Annotated in this window: 15 protein-coding genes and 1 pseudogene; 11 read left to right on the top strand and 5 right to left on the bottom strand. The window is 73.5% G+C overall.

Translation table 11 applies throughout. The annotated features are described in order from the left end of the window. Positions 1-12 precede the first annotated feature (12 nt). The 3 genes and pseudogenes from OG956_RS10390 to OG956_RS10380 all read left to right on the top strand — a co-directional run bounded on the left by OG956_RS10390 (position 13) and on the right by OG956_RS10380 (position 4,364). Complete coding sequence (locus tag OG956_RS10390; RefSeq protein ID WP_330337661.1) at positions 13-726, top strand: hypothetical protein; 714 nt, start codon at positions 13-15, stop codon at positions 724-726. A 202-nt stretch (positions 727-928) separates the two neighbouring features. Beyond that, entirely contained in the window at positions 929-1,120 is a 192-nt protein-coding gene (locus tag OG956_RS10385) for a hypothetical protein (protein ID WP_330337660.1), read from the top strand. 203 nt (positions 1,121-1,323) lie between these two features. Further along, positions 1,324-4,364: pseudogene (locus OG956_RS10380) on the top strand (helix-turn-helix transcriptional regulator). 88 nt (positions 4,365-4,452) lie between these two features. Here OG956_RS10380 and OG956_RS10375 read toward each other — a convergent pair. Beyond that, positions 4,453-5,622, bottom strand: a complete 1,170-nt coding sequence (locus OG956_RS10375; RefSeq protein WP_330342795.1) for a PQQ-dependent sugar dehydrogenase — start codon at positions 5,620-5,622, stop codon at positions 4,453-4,455. 98 nt (positions 5,623-5,720) lie between these two features. Then, positions 5,721-6,719 (bottom strand): aldo/keto reductase, encoded by a 999-nt coding sequence (locus OG956_RS10370; protein WP_330337659.1) that lies wholly within the window; start codon positions 6,717-6,719, stop codon positions 5,721-5,723. Positions 6,720-6,795: 76 nt separating this feature from the next. On the opposite strand from OG956_RS10370, the gene OG956_RS10365 reads away from it, so the two are divergent. The 6 genes from OG956_RS10365 (at position 6,796) to serA (ending at position 16,813) form a co-directional block, all read left to right on the top strand. Beyond that, positions 6,796-7,749 carry a 2-hydroxyacid dehydrogenase gene (locus OG956_RS10365; RefSeq protein WP_330337658.1) on the top strand — a complete coding sequence of 318 codons (954 nt, stop codon included), beginning with the start codon at positions 6,796-6,798 and terminating at the stop codon, positions 7,747-7,749. A gap of 382 nt (positions 7,750-8,131) precedes the next feature. Beyond that, positions 8,132-11,188: a putative bifunctional diguanylate cyclase/phosphodiesterase gene (locus tag OG956_RS10360; protein WP_330337657.1), complete on the top strand. Its 3,057-nt coding sequence runs from the start codon at positions 8,132-8,134 to the stop codon at positions 11,186-11,188. A 243-nt stretch (positions 11,189-11,431) separates the two neighbouring features. Then, complete coding sequence (locus tag OG956_RS10355; RefSeq protein WP_330337656.1) at positions 11,432-13,279, top strand: acetolactate synthase large subunit; 1,848 nt, start codon at positions 11,432-11,434, stop codon at positions 13,277-13,279. Between the two features lie 21 nt (positions 13,280-13,300). After that, positions 13,301-13,825, top strand: a complete 525-nt coding sequence (gene ilvN / locus OG956_RS10350) for an acetolactate synthase small subunit (protein WP_055708145.1) — start codon at positions 13,301-13,303, stop codon at positions 13,823-13,825. A gap of 120 nt (positions 13,826-13,945) precedes the next feature. Beyond that, a complete protein-coding gene (gene ilvC, locus OG956_RS10345; protein ID WP_330337655.1) occupies positions 13,946-14,944 on the top strand; it encodes a ketol-acid reductoisomerase in 999 nt (332 codons plus the stop codon). A gap of 279 nt (positions 14,945-15,223) precedes the next feature. Beyond that, positions 15,224-16,813, top strand: a complete 1,590-nt coding sequence (gene serA, locus OG956_RS10340) for a phosphoglycerate dehydrogenase (RefSeq protein ID WP_330337654.1) — start codon at positions 15,224-15,226, stop codon at positions 16,811-16,813. Between the two features lie 61 nt (positions 16,814-16,874). On the opposite strand, the gene OG956_RS10335 is transcribed toward serA, so the two are convergent. Beyond that, positions 16,875-18,410: an MFS transporter gene (locus tag OG956_RS10335; RefSeq protein WP_330337653.1), complete on the bottom strand. Its 1,536-nt coding sequence runs from the start codon at positions 18,408-18,410 to the stop codon at positions 16,875-16,877. 96 nt (positions 18,411-18,506) lie between these two features. Between OG956_RS10335 and OG956_RS10330 the strand changes: the two genes are divergently transcribed. Further along, positions 18,507-19,091 (top strand): TetR/AcrR family transcriptional regulator, encoded by a 585-nt coding sequence (locus OG956_RS10330; RefSeq protein WP_330337652.1) that lies wholly within the window; start codon positions 18,507-18,509, stop codon positions 19,089-19,091. 6 nt (positions 19,092-19,097) lie between these two features. Here OG956_RS10330 and OG956_RS10325 read toward each other — a convergent pair whose 3' ends face one another. Next, positions 19,098-20,438, bottom strand: coding sequence for an MFS transporter (locus OG956_RS10325; protein ID WP_330337651.1), 1,341 nt, complete (start codon positions 20,436-20,438; stop codon positions 19,098-19,100). 47 nt (positions 20,439-20,485) lie between these two features. Here OG956_RS10325 and pdxR point away from each other — a divergent pair, with 47 nt between their 5' ends. After that, positions 20,486-21,892 carry a MocR-like pyridoxine biosynthesis transcription factor PdxR gene (gene pdxR / locus OG956_RS10320; protein WP_330337650.1) on the top strand — a complete coding sequence of 469 codons (1,407 nt, stop codon included), beginning with the start codon at positions 20,486-20,488 and terminating at the stop codon, positions 21,890-21,892. A gap of 63 nt (positions 21,893-21,955) precedes the next feature. Here pdxR and OG956_RS10315 read toward each other — a convergent pair whose 3' ends face one another. Then, positions 21,956-23,281, bottom strand: a complete 1,326-nt coding sequence (locus OG956_RS10315; protein WP_330337649.1) for a PucR family transcriptional regulator — start codon at positions 23,279-23,281, stop codon at positions 21,956-21,958. Between the last annotated feature and the right edge of the window lie 137 nt (positions 23,282-23,418).

Here is a 23,418-nt window from a genome sequence, read left to right as displayed (position 1 = left end):
ACGGTGCCCGGCATGGCTACGAAGACACAGGAAGGCGCCACGGCCGGCACCGAGGCGCAGGACGACGACACGGCGGTGGAGGCCGCCGGTACCGAGGAGGGGACCGCGCGGGCGCAGTCCCGTGAGGACGGCTCCGGGCAGCCGGACGCCGCCGAGGACGCGACCGCGGAGGCGAAGGCCGCCGAGGCGAAGGCCGCGGAGGAGAAGCCCGCCGAGGGGAAGGCCGCCGGGGAAGGGGCCCTCGAGGGGGACGCCGCGGGGGAGGAGGCCGCCGCGGACGTGGCCGCCGCTGAAGGGGCCGCCGAGGAGGCGGCCGGGCGGGAGAAGGCGCCCTCCGGGGTCGGGCAGGGCGCCGGTGCCGTCGTCTCCGCCGCGCTGGGGTTCGTCTCGCTCAGCGGCGGCTGGATCGGCACCGTCGCGGGCGCCCGCGAACAGCTCGTCGGCCAGCTGCGGACGTCGTCCACCGCGAGCGTCGCCACCCAGATCAAGGCGGTGTACGGCAACGCCTGGCACAGCACCGCCCTGTGGGCCGGGCTGTTCGCGCTGGCCGCGCTGCTCACCGGTGTCGTCGTGCTGGCCCGGCCCGCCTTCGGCACCCCCGGGCACCCGCAGGCCCACTGGATCAAGTCGGTCGCCTGGGGCGGTGTCTCGCTCGGTGTCATCGGCCTGCTGCTCGCGGTCCTGAAGTACTCCGACGCCCTGCTCGCCCTGCCCTCGACAAGCTGAGCAAGCCGCAGGTCCCCAGGGGCGCCTCAGGGAATCCATGAGCACCTTACGGACTCCCTGAGGCCCCTTACGCGCGCGTGCCGCCCGTACGCGGTCCCGAAGATGCGGAACTCTCCCGATGCGGCGCACCCGGCTGGGAGACGAAGGTGAAGGCATCGCAGAACGCGACGCACCACACCGGCTCTCCGCGAAGGGACACGCCATGATCGAGTTCGACTACCACAAGGTGCGCTCCGCCGAGCTGATCCGCGAGGCCGAGCAGGCACGGCTGGCCCGCGCGGTCGCCCGGGCGCAGCGCGCCGCCCGCCGCGCGGGCTCGGCCGGCTCCGAGGGCGCGGCCGCCGAGTCCCATACCGGCCGGCCCCGCCGGCACCGGCTCCCACGCACCGCGTGACCGCCACGGCGGCGGAGGGGGCCGGGACGGAGGGCGGCCGCACGGGGGTCGGCCGCCTTCCGGACCGCCCGGGCCCGGGTCGTACGACCGTCCACCCCGGTCGTACGACCCGTCCGTCCGGGACTACGACCCTTCCGACCATTGGTACGACGATCGCACCGGACTTGTGGAAAACCGCTGCCCCGCCGTCCCGGTCCCGTGCGATGCTCGGGCCCGTGGAGACCAGGTCCGTCAGTCCCGTGTTCGTCGGCCGCACCGACGAGCTGGGCATCCTGAACGACGCGCTCGCCCGCGCCCGCGCCGGCGAGCCCCAGGCGCTGCTGCTCGGCGGTGAGGCGGGAGTCGGCAAGACCCGCCTCGTCGAGGAGTTCGCCGCGCTCGCCGGCCGGCACGCGGTCGTCGCCGTCGGCGGCTGTGTCGAGATCGGCGCCGACGGGCTGCCGTTCGCGCCCTTCGCCGCCGTGCTGCGCACCCTGCGGGACGCCCTGCCCGAGGAGTTCGCCGCCGCCGCGCGCGGCCAGGAGGAGGAGCTGGCCCGCCTGCTGCCCGACCTCGGCGAGGCCGGCGCCGGCCACCACGACGAGCAGGGCATGACCCGCCTGTTCGAGCTCACCGTCCGGCTGCTGGAGCGGGTCGCGGCCGAGCGGCCGGTGGTGCTCGTCCTGGAGGACCTGCACTGGGCCGACGCCTCCACCCGCCACCTCCTCGCCTACCTCTTCCGCACGCTGCGCACGGGCAGGCTCCTCGTCCTCGCCAGCTACCGCTCCGACGACATCCACCGCCGCCACCCGCTGCGCCCCCTGCTCGCCGAGCTCGACCGGCTGCGCACCGTCCGCCGCATCGAACTGGCCCGCTTCACCCGCGAGGAGGTCGGCGGCCAGATCGCCGGCATCCTCGCCGCCGAACCCGACCCCGCCCAGGTCGACGAGATCTTCGAACGCTCCGACGGCAACGCCTTCTTCGTGGAGGAACTCGCCGTCGCCGCCCGCGACGGCTGCTGCGCCGGCCTCACCGACTCCCTGCGCGACCTGCTCCTGGTCCGGGTCGAGGCGCTGCCCGAGAGCGCTCAGCGGGTCGCCCGTATCGTCGCCGAGGGCGGCTCCACCGTGGAGTACCGGCTGATCGCCGCCGTCGCCCAGCTCGGCGAGGACGACCTCATCGAGGCGCTGCGGGCCGCCGTCGGCGCCAACATCCTCACCGTCACCCCGGACGGCGACGGCTACCGCTTCCGGCACTCCCTGGTCCGCGAGGCCGTCGCCGACGACCTGCTGCCCGGCGAACGCTCCCGCCTCAACCGCCGCTACGCCGAAGCACTGGAGGCCGACCCCACGCTCGTCCCGGCCGACGCGCGCGTGATGCGCCTGGCCAGCTACTGGTACCACGCCCACGACCCCGCCAAGGCCCTCCCGCCGTCCTCGACGCCTCCGTCGTGGCCCGCCGCCGGCACGCCTACACCGAGCAACTCCGGCTGCTGGAGCGGGCGATGGAGCTGTGGGACAGCGTCCCGGAGGAGGTGCGCTCGGCCCTGCGCCCGGTCGACTACACCGAGGTCTATCCCCCCTGCGGCTGCGACCCGGCCACCACCCCGCTGCGCTACCTGGACCTGATGGCCGAGGCCGCCGTCGCGGGCCGCTTCGGCGGTGAACGGGAACGCGCGTTGAAGATCACCAAGCGTGCGCTGCGCCTCCTGGAGGACGAGCCGGACCCCCTGCGCGCCGCCTGGTTCTGGATCCAGCGCTCCCGCCTGGTGCAGGCCCAGGCCCGCGGCGACGGCCGGCAGGAACTGGCCACCGCCCAGGACCTGGTGCGCGGCCTGCCGCCGTCCGAGGTGCACGCCGAGGTGCTGGCCCTCGCCGCCAACTGGTCCATGCTGCACCGCCCCGGACCCGAGGCCTTCGCCGCCGCCCAGCGTGCCGTTGAGTACGCGCGCATGGTCGGCGCCCGCGAGATCGAACTGCACGCCCGCCTCACCCTGGGCTGTCTGGAGGTCGACTCCGGCGACACGAAGACGGGCCTGGCCCGGATGCGGCAGGTGCTGCGGGACACCCTCGCCGAAGGCGTGCACCAGGTGGCGGGCCGCGCCTACGTCAACCTGCCCTCCCAGTTGCAGGGCATCGGCCGCGACCGGGAGGCCGTCGTCCTCATGCGCGAGGGCATCGCCTTCGCCCGCGCCCAGGGGCTGCTGGACTCCGAGTCCTGGATACGCGGCAACCTGGCCGAGGCCCTGTACGCGCTCGGCGACTGGGCGGAGGCCGCCGAGGCCGCCGCCCACGCCTCCCGGGCCGGGCACAGCGCCAAGACCCGCGGCACCGGCGCCCTGCACCTGGCCCACCTCGCCCTGGCCCGGGGCGACCTCGCCGAGGCCGGCCGCCAGCTCGCCGCCGCCCGCGCCCACTACGGCACGCACGACCCCATGCCCCAGCAGTCCCTGCCGCTGGCCCGGGTCGCCCTCGGGCTCGCCGCCGAGGAGGGCCGCACGGCCGACGCCCGCGCCGAGCTGCTCCGGGCCCTGGACGACGGCTTCCCGCCCGGCACCCAGCGCTACGCCTGGCCGCTGCTGCGGGCCGCCGCCGGAGCCGAGGCCGAGGCCCGCGCCCTGCCCGCCGCCGAGCCCGGCCGCGCCGAGACCCTCGACCGCCTCGGTGAGGCCGTACGGCACCTCGCCACCGGCGCCCCGCTCTGGCGGGCCTACGAACAGTGGACCCGCGCCGAGCTGCGCCGCGCGCAGGGCACGGACACCGCCGACGACTGGTCGCCGGTCGTCACCGCCTTCGAGTGCCTGGACCGCCCCTACGACCTCGCCCGGGTCCGCCACCGCCTCGCCGCGGCCCTCCTGACCGACGGCGGTGACGACGAACGCGATCGCGCGCTGGAACTGCTCCGGCTCGCCGCGGCGGTCGCCGCCCACCTCGACGCCCGTCTGCTCGCCGACGCCGTCGCCCGGCTCGCCCAGCGGGCCCGCCTCACCCTGACCCGCCCGCCCCGGCAGGCCCTCGCCCCGGCCGACCCGGCCGCGGCCCTCGGGCTCACCAGCCGGGAGCGGGACGTGCTGCGCCTGGTCTCGGCGGGCCGCACCAACCGCCAGATCGCCGAGGAGCTGTTCATCTCCCCGAAGACAGCGAGCGTCCACGTCTCCAACATCCTGAGCAAGCTCGGCGTCTCCGGCCGGGGCGAGGCGGCTGCACTGGCCCACCGGCTGGGGCTGTTCCCGCTGGGGGACGAGGAGCGGCTGGTCGCGGGATGAGGACGGCAGGCCGTGAGCGGCGGGGACATCCGTATCCACGTCTCCGTGGCGGTCCTCGGTCAGTCGCTCACGGACGACGAGCAGCGGCTCACCGCACCCGCACTTCCAGCACCCGGTCGTCGCCCTTCGCGGGCCGGCCCCGGCCGTCGGTGTTGCTCGTCACCAGCCACAGCCTGTCGCCGCCCGCCGCGACCACCGTGCGCAGCCGGCCGTACCTGCCGGTCAGGAAGGCCTGCGGCGGCGCCGAGGCCCGGATGCCGTCGAGCGGGACGCGCCACAGCCGCTCGCCCTTGAGGGCCGCCATCCAGATCACGCCGTTCACGTAGGCGATGCCGCTGGGGGAGGCGTCGTCGGTGTGCCACTGGGCCAGCGGGTTCTGGAAGGCGGGGTCGGAGGACCTGCCCTCGGCCTTCGGCCAGCCGTAGTCGCCGCCCGGCTTGATGGCGTTCAGCTCGTCCCAGGTGTCCTGGCCGAACTCCGAGGCGAACAGGCGCTGCCGGCCGTCCCAGGCCAGGCCCTGGACGTTGCGGTGCCCGTACGAGTACACCGGCGAGCCGGGGAACGGGTTGCCCGGAGCCGGCTCGCCCTCCGGGGTCAGGCGCAGGATCTTGCCGCCGAGCGACTTCCTGTCCTGGGCCAGGCCCCGCTCGCCGCTCTCCCCGGTGCCCGCGTACAGCATGCCGTCCGGTCCGAACGCGATCCGGCCGCCGTTGTGGATGAAGCCCTTGGGAATGCCCTTGAACACCGTGTCCGGGGCGCCCAGTTGCTCGCCGGCCGGCTTGTGCTCGTCGTACAGCATGCGGACGATGCGGTTGTCCGAGGCCGAGGTGAAGTAGGCGTAGATCATGTGGTCCGAGGCGAAGCCGGGGGAGAGGGCGATGCCCAGCAGACCGCCCTCGCCGGCCGGGGCCACCCCGGAGACCGTGCCCAGCTCGGTCGTACGGCCCGTCCTGTCGTCGATCCGGACGATCGTGCCGTCGTCGCGGGACGACACCAGCAGCCCGCCGCCGGGCAGCGCGGCCAGCCCCCACGGTGTCTTCAGGTCCCTGGCCACGGTGCGCAGCACCTTCACCGAGCCCTTGGCCGGCGGGGGCGGGGCGGTGGCCCGGCCGGAGGGGGCCGTGCCCGGTGCCGTACCCGCGGCCGGCGTGCGTCCGGCGCCGGACGAGGGCCCCGGGCCGTCGGAGGAGCAGCCGGCCGCCAGCAGCAGGGCGGCCGCGGCCAGCACGGCCGGCACAGCGCGTCGTCGCACGATCATGGTCCCTTCGAGGCGGTGGTCCAGCGGCGGGTGCCCGCTTGCGTACACCGCCAGCCTCCCCGGGTTCCCGCTCCGGCACCACCGGTCCCGCGAACCCGTCAGTCCCAGGACCCCTGCGCCGCCGGCAGCCGCGCTATCTCCGCCAAGTCCTCCTCGGTCAGCCGCAGTTCGCTCGCCGCCGCGTTCTCCGCCGCCCACCGTTCCCGCTTGGCGCCGGGCAGGGCGATCACATGGCGGCCCTGTGCCAGGACCCAGGCCAGCGCCACCTGGGCCGGGGTGACGTGCTCGCCGTGCCGGCGGGCGATGCGGCGCAGGCCGGCGACGATCGGCTGGTTCGCCGCCATCATCTCCGCCGTGAAACGGGGATGCCGGGCGCGGACGTCGTCCGGCTCGAAGCCCTCGCCGGGAGTCAGCGTGCCGGTCAGGAAGCCGTTGCCCAGCGGCATCGCCGCGAGGAAACCCACGCCCCGCGCCTCGCACCACGGCAGCAGCGCCCGCAGCGCCTCCGGCGACCACACCGACAGCTCCGCCTCCACCGCGGCCACCGGGAACACCTGCTGCACCCGCTGCAACTGGCGCAGGGTGCCGTCGTGCAGCCCGGCCTCCGAGCGGCGCCCGCCGCGCGCCCCCACCGCGCACAGGCCCAGCGCCCGCACCTTGCCGGCCCGCACCAGGTCGGCCATCGCGCCCCAGGTCTCCTCCACCGGCACCTCCGGGTCGGCGCGGTGCAGCTGGTAGAGGTCGATCACGTCGGTCTGCAGGCGCCGCAGCGAGGCGTCGCAGGCCCGCTTCACATATCCGGGGCGGCCGTTGGCCACGATGTGCTGCTCGCCCACCAGCAGCCCCACCTTCGTGGACACGAAGGCCTCCGCGCGCCGCTCCTTCAGCACCCGGCCCAGCAGCAGCTCATTGGTGAACGGGCCGTACATGTCCGCCGTGTCCAGCAGGGTCGAGCCCAGGTCCAGCGCCCGGTGCACGCATCTGAGCGACTCGTCGCCGCGCTGCCGGGAGGTGCTGTACGCCCAGCTCATCGGCATGCACCCGAGTCCGACGGCCCCCACCGCGAGCGCCCCCGCGCCGATCGTCCTGCGCTCCACCTGCTCGTGAACCTCCCTCAGCCCGGCCCCCAACCTAACCTCTGCACGCGCGCGTGCCTGACATAGCCTCCTTGCCATGAGTGCTGACGTCTGGATTCCCATCGCGCCCGAGGAGATCGAGGGACTTCCCGCCGGGCCCCGGTACCTGTTCTGGGACGGGGGCGAGGACGGCGAGCAGCCCTTTCCCGGCGACCCGGCGGACTGCGTCGTGTACGTGGTGCCCTACATGAAGCGGTGGCAGGTCAAGGTGCGCCCGCTGGAGCATCTGACGAACGTCAGGGTGGTCCAGACGCTGACGGCCGGGGTGGACGACGTCACCGCCCGGCTGTCCGTCATCCGGCCGGGCGTGCAGCTGTGCAACGCCCGCGGCGTGCACGAGGCGAGCACCGCCGAACTCGCGCTGGCCCTGACGCTCGCCTCCCTGCGCGGCATCCCCGGCTTCGTCCGCGCCCAGCAGCAGGAGCGCTGGCAGAGCGCGTTTCATCCCTCGCTCGCCGACAAGTCCGTCCTCATCGTCGGCTACGGCGCCATCGGCGCTGCCATCGAGGACCGGCTCGCGCCCTTCGAGGTCGCGCGGGTGGCGCGCGTCGCGCGCTCTGAGCGCACCACGGCGCGCGGTCCGGTGCATCCGCTCACCGAATTGCCCTCTCTGCTTCCACACGCCGATGTCGTGATCCTCTCCACGCCCTTGACGGAGCAGACGCGTGGCCTGGTGGACGCCCAGTTCCTGGGGCGGATGAAGGACGGCGCGCTGCTCGTCAACGTCGCCCGCGGCCCGGTCGTCGACACCAAGGCGCTGCTCGCGGAGCTGGAGAGCGGCCGGATCACCGCGGCCCTCGACGTCACCGACCCCGAGCCGCTGCCGCCGGGACACCCGCTCTGGCAGGCCCCCGGCGTGCTCATCAGCCCGCACGTGGGCGGGCCCACCTCGGCGTTCCTGCCCCGCGCGAAGCGGCTGCTCGTGGACCAGCTGACCCGGTTCGTGAACCGGGAGCCGCTGCGCAACGTGATCCTGACGACAGGGGTCTGATCCGCTTCCGGCACCCTGCGCAACCCCCCGGACGCGGGCCGTACCCGCATCCGCGCTGGTCGTCACGGAGCGTAGAGAAGCTATGTCCCTGAGTGACGATCCTGGTGTATCGTCCCGGAAGGGGCAGCGCCGCCGACCGTTGGGCGCCGGGGATGGACATTTCAGATTTGTGAGGGGGGCGACGGGCGATGCACGGCCTATGGACGAGCGATCCGACGCGGCGGAGCCGCCGACGGCGACCCTGGCGCACGGCCGCGCGCAGACGCGGCCACCACACGGGCCACCACAGCCATCACCAGCGCCGGCACAGCGGCCGCAGGAGGCACGCGCACCCGGCGCACCGGCACCGGGACCCGGGAGCGGCGCGGACCGGGAGGCCCCGGTGAGTGCGCCGCCCTCGCTGACGACCGCCCTCGACCCAGCGGTGCGCGCACCGCACCCGCAGCCGGCCCCGCCGCCGGGCCGCCCGCCCGCCGGGGAGGGCGCCCGCACGCGGGAGCAACTCGTCCTCGCCCTCGTCTGCGCGGCCTACGCCGTCGGGGCCGCGTTCGACTGGGGCACGGACGAACTGGCGTTGATCATGGGCGACTTCGGACTGAGCGCCGCGGCCGGCGCCGCCGCCGTGTCCTGCTTCGTGTACGCCCGCAGTCCGCGCGTCCGCTTCCGCTCGGCCTGGCTGCTGTTCGCCCTCTCCTCGATGATGGCGTCCCTCGGCAACGCCGTCTGGGGGTGGTACGAGGTCGTCCTCGGGCAGTCCGTGCCCAGCCCCAGCTATGCCGACCTGTTCTTCCTGTGCTTCGCGCCGCCCGCCATCGTGGGCCTGCTGGTGCTCGCCAAACGGCCGGTGACCAAGGCCGGCTGGATCTGCCTGGCGCTGGACGCCTGGCTGATCGGCGGCTCGCTGCTCACGCTGTCGTGGAGCCTGGCGCTCGCCCAGGCGGCCCGGTTCGACGGACCGAGCGTGGCGCACACCGCGCTGTCGCTGGCGTACCCGCTGATGGACATCGCGCTCGTCAGCATGGTGCTCGCGCTGCACTTCCGCCGCTCCCCGGGCAACCGCACGGCGGTGAACACCGCGATCGGCGCCCTCGCGCTGACCGTGATGTGCGACGCGCTGTTCACCTCGCCCCTGCTGCACAGCAGCTACCACTCCGGGCAGCTGCTGGACGCCGGCTGGTTCTCCGGTTCGCTGCTGCTCGCCTACGCCCCCTGGGCGGCGACCCGCCGCAAGGGCGCGCGGACGGCGCACGTACCGGACGGGCACACGCGCGTGGTCCACGAGCACCTGCCCGGACAGCGCGGCACCGGCCACCACCACGTGTCCGTGCCCACCCCGGGAGGCGAGCACAGCCGCTATCCGGCCGGCCGGCCGCTCGCCGGCTCCCTGGCCGCCCTCACCCCGTACCTCGCCGCAGCCGTGTGCACCCTGGGCATCCTGTACAACGTCCTCAACGGGCGCCGGCCCGACCACGTCGTGCTGATCACCGCGGGCGCCGTGGTGCTCGCGCTCGTCATCCGGCAGGGCATCATGCTGCTGGACAACATCACCCTGACCCAGGAACTGGCCCAGAAGGAGAACCACTTCCGCTCCCTGGTGCAGGGCTCCAGCGACGTCATCATGATCGCCGCGCCCAACGGCGTCCTGCGGTACGTCTCCCCGGCCGCCGCCGGGGTCTACGGCCGCCCCGCCGAGGAACTGGTGGGCACCGAGCTGGCCGCCCTCATCCACCCGGAGGACCTGGGCTGCGTGGTGCACGAGGTGCGCCGCTTCCTCGCCGCCAGCCCGCTGGAGGAGCCCACCACCCGGATCGAATGCCGCTTCCGGTCCGGCGACGGCGGCTGGCTCAACGTGGAGTCGACCGTCAACCGCCACCACGGCGGCCTGATCTTCAACAGCCGGGACGTGACCGAGCGGGTCCGCCTGCAGGCGCAGTTGCAGCACAACGCCGAGCACGACCCGCTGACCGACCTGCCCAACCGCGCCCTGTTCACCAAGCGCGTCCAGCAGGCCCTGTCCGGCCGCCGCGCGACCGACCGGGGCACCGCCCTGCGCGGTACGGCCGTGCTCTTCATCGACCTGGACGGTTTCAAGGCCGTCAACGACACGATCGGACACCAGGCCGGCGACGAACTGCTCGTCCAGGCCGCCCGCAGACTCCAGGACGCGGTCCGGCACGGGGACACCGCCTCCCGGCTGGGCGGCGACGAGTTCGCGGCGCTGATCGTCGGGGACGGCACCCGGGAGAGTGCCGCCCGGGAGCGGAACATCCTGGAGCTCGCCGACCGCCTCAGGGTGACCCTCTCCCAGCCCTACGCCATCGAGGGCCGGGACGTCCGGGTCAACGCCTCCATCGGCGTCGCCTTCGCCGAACCGGGCCTCGGCGCGGGCGAGCTGCTGCGCAACGCCGACCTCGCGATGTACCGCGCCAAAGCGGCCGGAAAGGGCCGGGTGGAGCTGTACCGGCCGCAGATGCAGCAGGACGTCGTACGCAAGGCGGAGCTGGCCACCCGGCTGCGCGCCGCGCTGCACGACGGCGAGTTCGCACTGCTGCACCAGCCGGTGGTGCGCCTCGGCGACGGCCGGATCACGGCGGTCTCGGCGCAGGCGCGCTGGCGCTCCTCGCAGGGGGTGCTGTTCACCCCGGCCGAGTTCCTGCGGATGGCGGAGGACGGCGACAAGACGGCCGAGCTGGACCGCTGGATCCTGCGGGAGGCGATCGAGCAGGCCGCCGAGCGGGCGGCGAGCGGGACCGTCGTCCCGGTGGCGGTGCGCACCAGCGCCCGGCGGCTGCTGGACCGCTCGATGCCGCCCGGCTCCGTGGAGGCGCTGCTGACCCGGCACGGGCTGCCGCCCGGCGCGCTGGTGCTGGAGCTGTCCGACATCGATCCGCGGGTCGGCCTGGACGAGCTGGAGCGCCGGCTGACCGCGCTGAGCCGGCTCGGGGTGCGGATCGCGCTGGACGGCTTCGGCAGCGGCCACGCGGCCATCACCGCCCTCAGAAGGCTGCCCGTGGACATCCTGAAACTCGACCGCAGCCTGGTCGAGGGCGTCGTGGAGTCCGCGCGGCTGTACAAGATCACCAGTGGTCTGCTGCGGATCGCCGGCGATCTCGGGCTGCAGTCCGTGGCCGAGGGCGTGGACCTGCCGGAGCAGGTCGTCGCGCTGCGCGCGATGGGCTGCACCCACGGGCAGGGCATGGTCTTCGCCGGCCCGCTGGACGAGTACCGGCTGCGCCGGGCGCTCGGATCCGGCCACTACCCGGTGCCGCACCCGCCGGCCGAGCCGGCGTTCGCGGGCGCCGCGGAGGTGAACACGCCATGGAAAGGGGTGAGTGAACCGCAGGGGCGCTCCAACGTGTACACAGGAGGCGTGACGGCCGTCGTCGGAGGCGGTGGCGCCCTTCGTTCACATCCTGAGACTCCCGTCCCACCTACTTGACATGTGGTGCGCGTCGGGGGGAGGGTCAGTGCCATGCGCACCCGAATTCTCGTACTTGGACAGCGCGTCGGCTGAGCTGGGACCCACCGGAGGACCTTCCGGAATCCCCAGCGACCTCACCGGCGCGCTCCCCTCGCTTGCCTTGCGGCACGAGGGGTTTTTTGTTGCACGAGTGCCGTTCGTGCAGCGCTTGAACTCCGCCCAAACCTCGCAAAAACCCTCAGCATCGAGAAGAGAATGCCGATGACCGAGCAGGCCACCGGGGCCCATCCGCAGCCGCGGCCCCGATCCGGAGGACAGCAGTCCGCCCCCGTCGAGCACGTCACGGGTGCGCAGTCCCTCATCCGCTCCCTCGAGGAGGTCGGCGCTGACACGGTATTCGGCATTCCCGGCGGCGCGATCCTGCCGGCGTACGACCCGCTGATGGACTCCACCCGGGTGCGCCACGTGCTGGTCCGCCACGAGCAGGGCGCCGGCCACGCGGCCACCGGCTACGCCCAGGCCACCGGCAAGGTCGGCGTCTGCATGGCCACCAGCGGCCCCGGCGCCACCAACCTGGTCACGCCGATCGCCGACGCCCACATGGACTCCGTGCCGCTGGTCGCGATCACCGGCCAGGTGGCGTCCTCGTCCATCGGCACGGACGCCTTCCAGGAGGCGGACATCGTCGGCATCACCATGCCGATCACCAAGCACAACTTCCTCGTCACCAAGGCCGAGGACATCCCGCGGGTCATCGCGCAGGCCTTCCACATCGCCTCCACCGGCCGCCCGGGCCCGGTCCTGGTCGACATCTCCAAGGACGCCCTCCAGGCGAAGACCACCTTCACCTGGCCGCCCACCATGGACCTGCCCGGCTACCGGCCGGTGACCAAGCCGCACGCCAAGCAGATCCGCGAGGCGGCCAAGCTGATCACCTCCGCCAGGCGGCCGGTCCTCTACGTCGGCGGCGGCGTCCTCAAGGCGCGGGCCACCGCCGAGCTGAAGGTCCTCGCCGAACTCACCGGAGCGCCCGTCACCACCACCCTGATGGCGCTCGGCGCGTTCCCCGACAGCCACCCGCTGCACGTGGGAATGCCGGGCATGCACGGTGCGGTCACCGCCGTCACCGCGCTGCAGAAGGCCGACCTGATCGTCGCCCTCGGAGCCCGCTTCGACGACCGCGTCACCGGCAGGCTGGACAGCTTCGCCCCGTACGCCAAGATCGTCCACGCCGACATCGACCCGGCCGAGATCGGCAAGAACCGCGCCGCCGACGTGCCGATCGTCGGCGACGCCCGCGAGGTCATCGCCGACCTGATCCAGGCCGTGCAGAAGGAGCACAGCGAGGGCCACAAGGGCGACTACACCGCCTGGTGGAGCGACCTGAACCGCTGGCGCGAGACCTACCCGCTCGGCTATGACCAGCCCGAGGACGGCTCCCTGTCCCCGCAGGCGGTCATCGAGCGCATCGGGCAACTGGCGCCCGAGGGCACGATCTTCGCCGCGGGCGTCGGCCAGCACCAGATGTGGGCCGCGCACTTCATCCAGTACGACAGGCCCGCCACCTGGCTGAACTCCGGCGGCGCCGGAACCATGGGCTACGCCGTCCCGGCCGCGATGGGCGCCAAGGCCGGCCGGCCGGAGCAGACCGTCTGGGCGATCGACGGCGACGGCTGCTTCCAGATGACCAATCAGGAACTGACCACCTGCGCGCTGAACAACATCCCGATCAAGGTCGCCATCATCAACAACGGCGCCCTCGGCATGGTCCGCCAGTGGCAGACCCTGTTCTACAACCAGCGCTACTCCAACACCGTGCTGCACTCCGGCCCCGACGACATCAACCCGGAGGCGAAGGGCACGCGCGTGCCGGACTTCGTGAAGCTGTCCGAGGCGATGGGCTGCGTGGGCCTGCGCTGCGAGCGCCCGGAGGACCTGGACAAGGTCATCCAGGAGGCGAACTCCATCAACGACCGCCCCGTCGTCGTCGACTTCATCGTCCACGAGGACGCGATGGTGTGGCCGATGGTCGCCGCCGGCACCTCCAACGACGAGATCATGGCCGCCCGGGACGTCCGCCCCGACTTCGGCGACAACGAAGACGACTGAGCGAGAGAGACGTAAAAGACCATGTCCAAGCACACGCTCTCCGTCCTGGTGGAGAACACCCCGGGCATCCTGGCCAGGATCGCGGCCCTGTTCTCGCGGCGCGGCTTCAACATCGACTCGCTCGCGGTCGGCGTCACCGAGCACCCCGACATCTCCCGCATCACCATCGTGGTCGGCGTCGAGGACCTGCCGCTGGAGCAGGTGACCAAGCAGCTCAACAAGCTCGTCAACGTGCTGAAGATCGTCGAGCTGGAGCCGGGTCAGGCCGTGCAGCGCGAACTCGTCCTCGTGAAGGTCCGCGCCGACAACGAGACCCGCTCCCAGATCGTGGAGATCGTCCAGCTGTTCCGCGCCAAGACCGTCGACGTCTCCCCGGAGGCCGTCACCATCGAGGCCACCGGCTCCAGCGAGAAGCTGTCCGCCATGCTGAAGATGCTCGAGCCGTTCGGCATCAAGGAACTCGTCCAGTCGGGCACGATCGCGATCGGCCGCGGCGCCCGTTCGATCACGGACCGTTCGCTGCGCGCGCTCGACCGATCGGCATAAGGCTGGAAACGGGCGGTCGGCGCGCCGCCGCCCGCCCGTATGCCGAGACCCCCAGACTTCCTTCCCACCCACCGTCATACGGTGGGACGCACAACCTGCACACCAAGGAGAGAACCCAAAGTGGCCGAGCTGTTCTACGACGCTGACGCCGACCTGTCCATCATCCAGGGCCGCAAGGTCGCGGTCATCGGCTACGGCAGCCAGGGCCACGCCCACGCGCTGTCGCTGCGCGACTCCGGCGTCGACGTGCGTGTCGGTCTGCACGAGGGCTCCAAGTCCAAGGCCAAGGCCGAGGAGCAGGGCCTGCGCGTGGTCACGCCGGCGGAGGCCGCCGCCGAGGCCGACGTCATCATGATCCTCGTCCCGGACCCGATCCAGGCCCAGGTCTACGAGGAGTCCATCGCGCCGAACCTGAAGGACGGCGACGCGCTGTTCTTCGGCCACGGCTTCAACATCCGCTTCGGCTTCATCAAGCCCCCGGCCGGCGTCGACGTCTGCATGGTCGCCCCCAAGGGCCCGGGCCACCTGGTGCGCCGTCAGTACGAGGAGGGCCGCGGCGTTCCGTGCATCGCCGCGGTGGAGCAGGACGCCTCCGGCAACGCCTTCGCGCTCGCCCTGTCGTACGCCAAGGGCATCGGCGGCACCCGCGCCGGCGTCATCAAGACCACCTTCACCGAGGAGACCGAGACCGACCTGTTCGGCGAGCAGGCCGTCCTGTGCGGTGGTACGGCCGCGCTGGTGAAGGCGGGCTTCGAGACCCTGACCGAGGCCGGCTACCAGCCCGAGATCGCCTACTTCGAGTGCCTGCACGAGCTGAAGCTGATCGTGGACCTCATGTACGAGGGCGGCCTGGAGAAGATGCGCTGGTCCATCTCCGAGACCGCCGAGTGGGGCGACTACGTCACCGGCCCGCGCATCATCACCGACGCCACCAAGGCGGAGATGAAGAAGGTCCTCGCCGAGATCCAGGACGGCTCCTTCGCGAGGCAGTGGATGGACGAGTACCACGGCGGCCTGAAGAAGTACAACGAGTACAAGCAGCAGGACTCCGAGCACCTGCTGGAGACCACCGGCAAGCAGCTGCGCAAGCTGATGAGCTGGGTGAACGAGGAGGCGTAAGCCTCATGTCAGGGGGCCGGGGCAAGCTGCTCCGGCCCCCTTTCGGTCACCCCGGGCGGCGCCGGGTCGAGGGCGACCCCGAGCGTTGTCCACCCCGTCCAGCCCCGGACGGGTGATACTTCCGCAGCGGCGCAAACCGACGCCCGCGGCGCAACTAGACTGCTGCACAACATACGCGTCAGGCCCACAGCGTCGTGCGTCTTCCGCGGCTAGCCCCCCTCCTCCGCCTGCGGCCGTCGGGACGGCCGTCCGCATGCTCTGGACTTGTGAGGACCTCACGTGAGCTCGAAACCCGTCGTACTCATCGCTGAAGAGCTGTCGCCCGCGACCGTGGACGCACTCGGCCCGGACTTCGAGATCCGGCACTGCAACGGAGCGGACCGAGCCGAGCTGCTCCCCGCCATCGCCGACGTCGACGCGATCCTGATCCGTTCCGCCACCAAGGTCGACGCCGAGGCCATCGCCGCGGCGAAGAAGCTCAAGGTCGTCGCCCGCGCCGGCGTCGGCCTGGACAACGTCGACGTCTCCGCCGCCACCAAGGCCGGCGTGATGGTCGTCAACGCCCCGACCTCCAACATCGTGACCGCCGCCGAGCTGGCCTGCGGTCTGATCCTCTCCACCGCCCGCAACATCCCGCAGGCCAACGCCGCGCTGAAGAACGGCGAGTGGAAGCGCAGCAAGTACACGGGCGTGGAGCTGGCCGAGAAGACCCTCGGCGTCGTCGGTCTCGGCCGCATCGGCGCCCTGGTCGCCCAGCGCATGTCCGCCTTCGGCATGAAGGTCGTCGCCTACGACCCCTACGTGCAGCCCGCGCGGGCCGCGCAGATGGGCGTGAAGGTGCTGTCCCTGGACGAGCTGCTGGAGGTCTCCGACTTCATCACCGTCCACCTGCCCAAGACCCCCGAGACCCTCGGCCTGATCGGCGACGAGGCGCTGCGCAAGGTCAAGCCGAGCGTGCGCATCGTCAACGCCGCGCGCGGCGGCATCGTCGACGAGGAGGCGCTGTACGCGGCGCTGAAGGAGGGCCGGGTCGCCGGCGCCGGCCTCGACGTGTACGCCAAGGAGCCGTGCACCGACTCCCCGCTGTTCGAGCTGGACCAGGTCGTGTGCACCCCGCACCTGGGCGCCTCCACCGACGAGGCTCAGGAGAAGGCGGGCATCGCCGTCGCCAAGTCCGTGCGCCTCGCCCTCGCCGGCGAGCTGGTGCCGGACGCGGTGAACGTCCAGGGCGGTGTCATCGCCGAGGACGTCAAGCCGGGGCTGCCGCTCGCCGAGCGCCTCGGCCGGATCTTCACCGCGCTCGCCGGTGAGGTCGCCGTACGCCTCGACGTCGAGGTCTACGGCGAGATCACCCAGCACGACGTGAAGGTGCTGGAGCTGTCCGCGCTCAAGGGCGTCTTCGAGGACGTCGTCGACGAGACCGTGTCGTACGTCAACGCGCCGCTGTTCGCGCAGGAGCGCGGCGTCGAGGTGCGGCTGACCACCAGCTCCGAGTCGAGCGAGCACCGCAACGTGGTCACCGTGCGCGGCACGCTCGCCGACGGCGAGGAGGTGTCGGTCTCCGGCACGCTGGCCGGCCCCAAGCACCTGCAGAAGATCGTCGCGGTCGGCGACTACGACGTCGACCTCGCCCTCGCCGACCACATGGTGGTGCTGCGCTACGAGGACCGTCCCGGTGTCGTCGGCACCGTCGGCCGCATCCTCGGCGAGGCGGGCATCAACATCGCCGGCATGCAGGTCGCCCGTGCCGCGCAGGGCGGCGAGGCGCTGGCGGTGCTCACCGTCGACGACACGGTGTCCCCCGGCGTGCTGGCCGAGGTCGCCTCCGAGATCGGCGCCACGTCGGCCCGGTCGGTGAACCTCGTCTGACACTGCTGTGCAACGCCGGGCGGGCTGACGAAGGTCAGCCCGCCCGGCGTTCTGTTCCGCCCTACTTCTCCCCGGCCGCGATCCTGCGCAGGCTCACCGCCGCGCCCACCGCCGCCAGGGCCAGTACCACCGCTCCGGCGACCGCCGCGCCGTGCATCCCGGTGGTGAACGCCTCCCGGGCGGTGGCGAGCAGGGCCGCACCGGCCGGGCCGGGCAGGTGGGCGGCCGCGGCGAGGGCGTCGCCCAGGGTCTCGCGGGCCCCGGCCGGGGCACCGGCCGGCATCTCGTGGCGGTAGATCGCCGTACCGATCGAGCCGAGGACCGCCATGCCGAGCGCCCCGCCGAACTCGGCGCTGGTCTCCAGCAGGGAGGAGGCGGTGCCCGCCCGCTCCACCGGGGCGGCGCCCAGGGCCAGGTCGGTCAGCTGGGACATGATCGCGACGACCCCGCAGGCGAGGACGCCGGCCCCGGCCAGGGCGAGCCAGAGCGCGTCGGTGCCGACGAGGGCGAGCATCGCGTAACCGGCCGCCATGGCCGCGAAGCCGCCGGCGACGACGTATCCGCGGTTCACGCCCCGCTGGACGAGCTGTGCGGTGACCGGGCCGGCGAAGCCGATGAACACCGAGGGCAGCAGGCTCCACAGGGCCGCCGCGAGCGGGCTGTAGCCGAGGACCGACTGCAGGTACTGCGTGGTGAAGACGGCCGACCCCATCATGCCGAGGCTGCCGATCAGGTTGAGGACCAGCGCCGGGCCGAAGCCGCGGCCCCTCAGCAGGGCCGGCGGGATGAGCGGCGAGGCGGCCGTGCGCTGCCGCTGGACGAACAGGCCGGTGAAGAGCAGGCCGACGGCCACGGAGACGACGTACAGCGGGTGCCAGCCCTCGGACGGGATCTCCTTCAGGCCGTAGATCACCGGGAGCACGGCGGCCATCGACAGCGGAACGCTCGGCCAGTCGAAACGACCGGGGTCCGGATTCCTGGACTCCGGCAGCAGCACCGGGCCGAGGAGCAGCAGCAGGGCCATCGCGGGCAGGTTGACCAGGAACACCGAGCCCCACCAGAAGTTCTCGACGAGGATGCCGCTCATCACCGAGCCGAGCGCGATGCCGCCGGTCATCACCCCGGACCACAGGCCGATCGCCTTCGCCCGCTGGGCGGGGTCGGTGAACATCGTGCGCAGCAGGGCCATCGTGGACGGCATCAGGGTCGCGCCGCCGATGCCGAGGACCGCGCGGGCCGCGATGAGGGTCCCGGCGCTGTCGGCGTAGGCCGCGAGGAGCGAGGCGCCGCCGAAGGCCGCGGCGCCCGTCAGCAGGAGCTTGCGGCGGCCGACGCGGTCGCCGAGGGAGCCCATCGTCATCAGCAGGCCGGCCAGGACGAAGCCGTAGATGTCGTAGATCCACAGCTGCTGGGTGCCGCTCGGGTGCAGGTCCGCGCTGATCGCGGGAGTGGCGAAGTACAGGACGGACACGTCCATCGAGACCAGCAGGAGCGGAAGCATCAGCACGCCGAGAGCGGTCCACTCGCGGCGCCCGGCGCGGACGGGGGCGGCGCTGTCGGCGCCGACCGGGACGTTCGTGCTCGTCGAGTTCGTCATGCCGAGGACTATACGAGCGTCTTAAACGCTTGTCTAGGACGAATGTATAGGTCATGCGTCTGGGACAGCTGTATGGACGGGCGGTAGGGTGAGCGTATGGGACACCGTGAGGATCTGCTCGAGGGCGCCAAGCGCTGCCTGCTGGAGAAGGGCTTCCTGCGCACGACGGCGCGGGACATCGTCAAGGAGTCGGGCACCAACCTCGCCTCGATCGGCTACCACTACGGCTCGAAGGCCGAGCTGCTGGTGCAGGCCTACATCTCGCTGATCGAAGGCGTGGGGGAGCAGTTCGACCCCGGGCTCGGCGGAACGGTGACGCAGCCCCCGCGATCGCTCGAGCGCTTCCGGGAGGTCTGGACGAGCATCATCCGCACGGTCCCCGAATCGCGGCCGGTCTGGCTGCTCAGCTTCGAGCTGATGTTCCAGGACGATCGACTGGACCAGGTGCGCAAGCTCCTCGCCGAGGCGCAGAAGGAGAGCCGGGCCGGACTCGCCGCCCTGTTCAGCGGCGTCCCCGAGGCGGACCTCGACCAGGAGGCCGTGGAGACCGAGGGCCGCCTCTACCAGACCCTGCTCAACGGCCTCATGGTCCAGTGGCTCTTCGACCCGGACTCGGCGACCACCGCGGAGCAGCTGACGGAGGGCCTGCGGCGGGTGATCGAGGGAGCCGGCCCCGGCTGACCGCCGTCAGCGCCGCCCAGGGCGTCGGTCGCGCACCGCGGGCCCCAGTGCGGCCAGCATCAGCACCGCGGTCAGGACGAACCCCCGGGAGTACCCCGTGCACGCCGCGAGGAGGCCGAACCCCGCGGCGCCCACACCCATGCCGCCGTCGTAGGCGAGGTTCCACAGCGCGGTGACCGTGCCGTACGACGGGCGGGTCACGCGGCTGTACATGAGGGCGAGAGTGGCGTTCTGGGCGATGCCGAAGCCGGTGCCGAAGACCGCCGCCCCCGCCAGTACGGCGACCGGGCTGGAGGTCGCCGCCAGCGCCGCCAGCCCGGCCGCCGACACCACCAGACCCGGAAGGATCAGCCGCGCGGAGCCCCGCCGGTCGCCGTACCGCCCCGCCGCCCACCGGGCCCCGGTCGAGGCGCCGCTCTGCACCAGCAGCGCCGCCGTCGCGAGCCCGGCCGACCCGCGCGGAACCGCCAGCGGCAGAAACGTGACCAGGATTCCGGCGGCGAGCGCGGTGGCCGCGAACACCACGGTGGGCCGCCGCAGCCCGCCGGCCCTCAGGGCCTCCAAGACGCCGAGCGCCTCGGCCTCACGGACCCGCGTCCCGCTGCCGGGTGGGCCGGCCTCGCCGGAGACGGCCCGGCCCTCGCCGCCGAGCGCCGCCTCCTCCTCCTGCTGCTCCTGCGCGCGGGTGCACGTCCCCTCGCCGTGGGGCACTTCCCCCTGATCTCCGGTACCGCCTGCCGCGCCGGCGAGCGGTGCGCCCTTCGCCGTGTCCGGTTCCCGGAGGCCCGGCACCGTCGGGATCGTCACCAGGGCCGCCAGGGCCGCGGCCGTGGTGACCGGGGTGTAGCCGACGTGGACGGTCAGCCACACGCCCAGCGGGAGGGCGACGAGGGACGGCACGCCGCCGACCACGCCGACGAGGGCGAGCCCCTCGGCCCTGCGCCGCGCCGGGATCAGGGCCGCGGTCAGGGCGCCGCCGGCGACGAGCGTGAGGGCGAAGCCGAGGCCGCGCACCAGACAGACCGCCGCGGTCCACAGCGGGCCGGGGGAGAGGGGCAGCGCCAGGGCGGGCGCGCCGAGCAGGAGGAGCCCGGCCGCCAACGGGCCCCGGTTGCCGTACCGGCGCAGGATCCGGGGTCCGGACAGTTCGCCGAGCACCGTCGACAGCATCATCGCGCCGGTCGCGAGACCCGCCCCGCCCCGGCCGGCATGCGCGGGCACCGCCGACAGCAGCAGGAAGAAGCTCACCGTGGCGCCCACCATGCTCACGAACCGCAGCAGCAGGGCACGGTTCAGCAGGGGCGGCCGCTCGGGGCAAGTCCCGGTCCGGATCAGGGAGTTCGTCATGCCGCCGACGCTAGGCGGCGACCGGCCCCCCGGTAAGCTCCAATTCCATGGCTGTGCAGTGGGCCGGTCGGTCCCCCGAGTTGCTGCTGACCGTCGACCGGAGCAGCGGTGAGCAGCTGCGCGTCCAGCTGGAGCGGCAACTGCGCGACGCGATCCGCACCGGCCGGCTGCACACCGGCGAACGCCTCCCCTCCTCCCGCGAACTGGCCCGCTCGCTCGGCCTGTCCCGCGGCCTGGTCCAGGACTGCTACGCCCAGCTGCAGGCCGAGGGCTACCTGGTCACCCGAGCCGGCTCGGCCACCCGGGTGGCCCCCTGCGGCCCCGCCGCCCCGGCTGTACCGCCGCCGGCGCCGGTCCCCGAACGGCCCCGCCTCATCGCCGACTTCCGGCACGGCGTACCCGACCTCGCCTCCTTTCCCCGCGCCGACTGGCTGTGGGCGGTCCGGGAGGCGGCCCGCCGGATGCCGACCGCCGACCTGGACTACGGCGACCCGCTCGGCAGCCGGGAGCTGCGCACGGTCGTCGCCGCCTACCTGCGCCGGATCCGCGCGGCCGCCGCCGACCCGGACCACACCCTCGTCTGCTCCGGCTACGCCCAAGGGCTCGCCCTCACCCTCCAGGCGCTGGCCGGCGCGGGCGTCCGCACCGTCGCCCACGAGGACCCCGGCAGCCCTGCCACCGCGACCGCGGCCATCCGCGCGGCCGGCCTCACCCCGGTCCCCGTCCCGGTCGACGCGCACGGCGTCGACGTGGCGGCCCTGGCGGCGACCGGCGCCCGCGCGGTGATCGTCACCCCCGCCCACCAGTGGCCCACCGGAGTCCTCCTCGCCCCGGAACGCCGGCACGCGCTGCTCGCCTGGGCGCGGCACCGCGACGCGTACGTCATCGAGGACGACTACGACGCCGAGTTCCGCTACGACCGCGAACCGGTGGGCGCACTCCAGGGCCTCGCGGCCGACCGGGTCGTGTCGATCGGCACGGTCAGCAAGTCCCTGGCCCCCGCCCTGCGGATCGGCTGGCTGCTGTCCCCGCCCGCGCTCACCGCCCGGCTCGCCGAGCTGAAGCGGATCGCCGACCGCGGCACCCCCACGCTCGACCAGCTGGCCCTCGCCCTGCTGATCGAGTCCGGCCGCCACGACCGTCATCTGCGCCGGATGCGCCCCCTGTACGCGGCCCGCTGCAGGGCGCTGCGGGCCGCCCTCGCCGAGCACGCGCCGAAGGTGCGCCTGACCGGCCTCGCGGCGGGATTCCACGCGGTGGCCCACCTTCCCGCGGGGGCCGACGAAGAGACGGTGGTCGCGCAGGCGCGCGCCCGCCGCGTCGGCCTCTACGGCATGAGCGCGAACCGCGCTTCCCGCGCCACCGAGCCGCCTCGACTGGTCCTCGGCTTCGGCAACGTGCCCGAGCGGGCGATCGCGGAGGGGATCGCCGTGGTGGGAGACCTGCTCGGCTGAGGGCCGCCCGAGGCGGTCGTGAGGCGGGCCTCCCAGCGGTCTCCGCGGAGGGCTCCGGGGCCGCTACAGCCGGGCCCGCTTCAGGGCCATGTGCAGCAGGAGCCGGTCCTCGCCGTCGTCCAGGTCCAGGCCGGTCAGCTGCTCGACGCGGGACAGCCGGTAGTACAGGGTCTGGCGGTGGATGCCGAGTTCGGCGGCGGTGCGGCCGGCCTGCCCCGCGCAGTCGAGGAAGACCTCGGCGGTGCGGGCCAGTTCACGATGGGCGGGGACGAGGAGCGGGCCGACCACGGGATCGTGCGCGGCCTGCGCCGGCAGCGCGGTCAGCAGCCGGTACGGCCCGATGCGCGCCCACTGGGCGACCGGCCCGAACCGGGGCTCGGCCAGCGCGGCACGCGCCGCGGCGGCGGCCTCCTGCCAGACCGTCCCCAACTCCGCCAGCCCGACGCGGGGTTCCCCGATGCCGGCGGCGCACCGGGGGACTGCGGCCTGCCGCATCGCCGCCGCCCCGGCGAGTCCGGCGGCGGCCGCGGCCGCCGCCCGGGCCCCGGCCCCGCGCGCGGCGCCGTCCGGCACGCCCCCCGCGCTCCCCGGCACCCCGCGCACCGCTTCGGCCTCCTTCAGCAGCCGCGCGGCCGCCGCCGTCGCGGGCGCGCTCACCTCCGTCGCCCGCAGGCGCACCAGCAGCGCCAGACTCTGCGCCGCCGCTCCCCAGGGCAGCGTGCACAGCGCCGTGGCGTGCGGGATCGTCCGGGCGGCGGGGGCGTCGTCCGGGTCGGCCGACGGCCAGGGGGCGACGCACACCAGGGTCACGGGGCCGTCGGCACGGGGGCCGAGCGCGGTGCGCAGTTCGGCCACCGCCATGTCCTGCTGCCAGCCGCGCTCGGCGGTGAGCACCGCCCGCAGCTCCCGGCTCAGCCCGGCCCCGGCCTCCGCCTCGTCCGCGAGCAGCGCGCCGATCCGGCCGGCCACCTCCATCGCGGCGGCCAGCTGGGCGTCCGTCGGCCCGGGGTCGCCGTCCAGCAGCCAGACGTAGCCGAGGACGACACCCCGATGGCGCACCGGCAGGCAGATCCGGCCGCGGTAGACCCCGGCCTCCGGGCTCGGCGGGATCCGCACCGGGCCGGTCGCGCGGGTGATGCCGAAGCCCTCGAACCACGCGCGCACGGTCGCGGTGGAGCGCCGGGTCAGGATCGAGCGGGTGCGCACCGGGTCCAGCGCGGAGGGGTCCAGCTCGTCGTCGCTGTCGTACGCGCCGAAGGCGATCAGCTCGAAGTCGCGGTTCTCCAGGGTCGCCGGGACCCCCAGCAGCTCGGAGATCTCGTCGACCAGCTCCTGGTAGTCGCCCTTGAGGCCCTTGAAATCCGCCGCCACCCGGCTATTCTCCCTCATTTTCCGGCGGCCTTCATACATCTGTCTGAGATCCCGTGCACGGATGCGTGACAGCTGTCGATGGCCCAGGATCGAAGAGATCCTTAGGTTTCACGGTGGTTCTCCGTGCCGTACCCGAAACGTCGGGTAATGGCTTA

The organism is Streptomyces sp. NBC_00557 (assembly GCF_036345995.1).
Taxonomy (GTDB): domain Bacteria; phylum Actinomycetota; class Actinomycetes; order Streptomycetales; family Streptomycetaceae; genus Streptomyces.
This window is presented reverse-complemented; position numbering and strand designations above follow the sequence as displayed.

What these genes read in the sequence shown, in the direction of transcription:
- OG956_RS10335 (WP_330337653.1), bottom strand. Translation starts at nt 18,410, where the DNA reads ATGACGAACTCGACGAGCACGAACGTCCCGGTCGGCGCCGACAGCGCC.
- OG956_RS10390 (WP_330337661.1), top strand. Translation starts at nt 13, where the DNA reads ATGGCTACGAAGACACAGGAAGGCGCCACGGCCGGCACCGAGGCGCAG.
- OG956_RS10355 (WP_330337656.1), top strand. Translation starts at nt 11,432, where the DNA reads ATGACCGAGCAGGCCACCGGGGCCCATCCGCAGCCGCGGCCCCGATCC.
- ilvN (WP_055708145.1), top strand. Translation starts at nt 13,301, where the DNA reads ATGTCCAAGCACACGCTCTCCGTCCTGGTGGAGAACACCCCGGGCATC.
- OG956_RS10315 (WP_330337649.1), bottom strand. Translation starts at nt 23,281, where the DNA reads ATGAGGGAGAATAGCCGGGTGGCGGCGGATTTCAAGGGCCTCAAGGGC.
- OG956_RS10325 (WP_330337651.1), bottom strand. Translation starts at nt 20,438, where the DNA reads ATGACGAACTCCCTGATCCGGACCGGGACTTGCCCCGAGCGGCCGCCC.
- OG956_RS10385 (WP_330337660.1), top strand. Translation starts at nt 929, where the DNA reads ATGATCGAGTTCGACTACCACAAGGTGCGCTCCGCCGAGCTGATCCGC.
- OG956_RS10330 (WP_330337652.1), top strand. Translation starts at nt 18,507, where the DNA reads ATGGGACACCGTGAGGATCTGCTCGAGGGCGCCAAGCGCTGCCTGCTG.
- pdxR (WP_330337650.1), top strand. Translation starts at nt 20,486, where the DNA reads ATGGCTGTGCAGTGGGCCGGTCGGTCCCCCGAGTTGCTGCTGACCGTC.
- OG956_RS10365 (WP_330337658.1), top strand. Translation starts at nt 6,796, where the DNA reads ATGAGTGCTGACGTCTGGATTCCCATCGCGCCCGAGGAGATCGAGGGA.
- OG956_RS10375 (WP_330342795.1), bottom strand. Translation starts at nt 5,622, where the DNA reads ATGATCGTGCGACGACGCGCTGTGCCGGCCGTGCTGGCCGCGGCCGCC.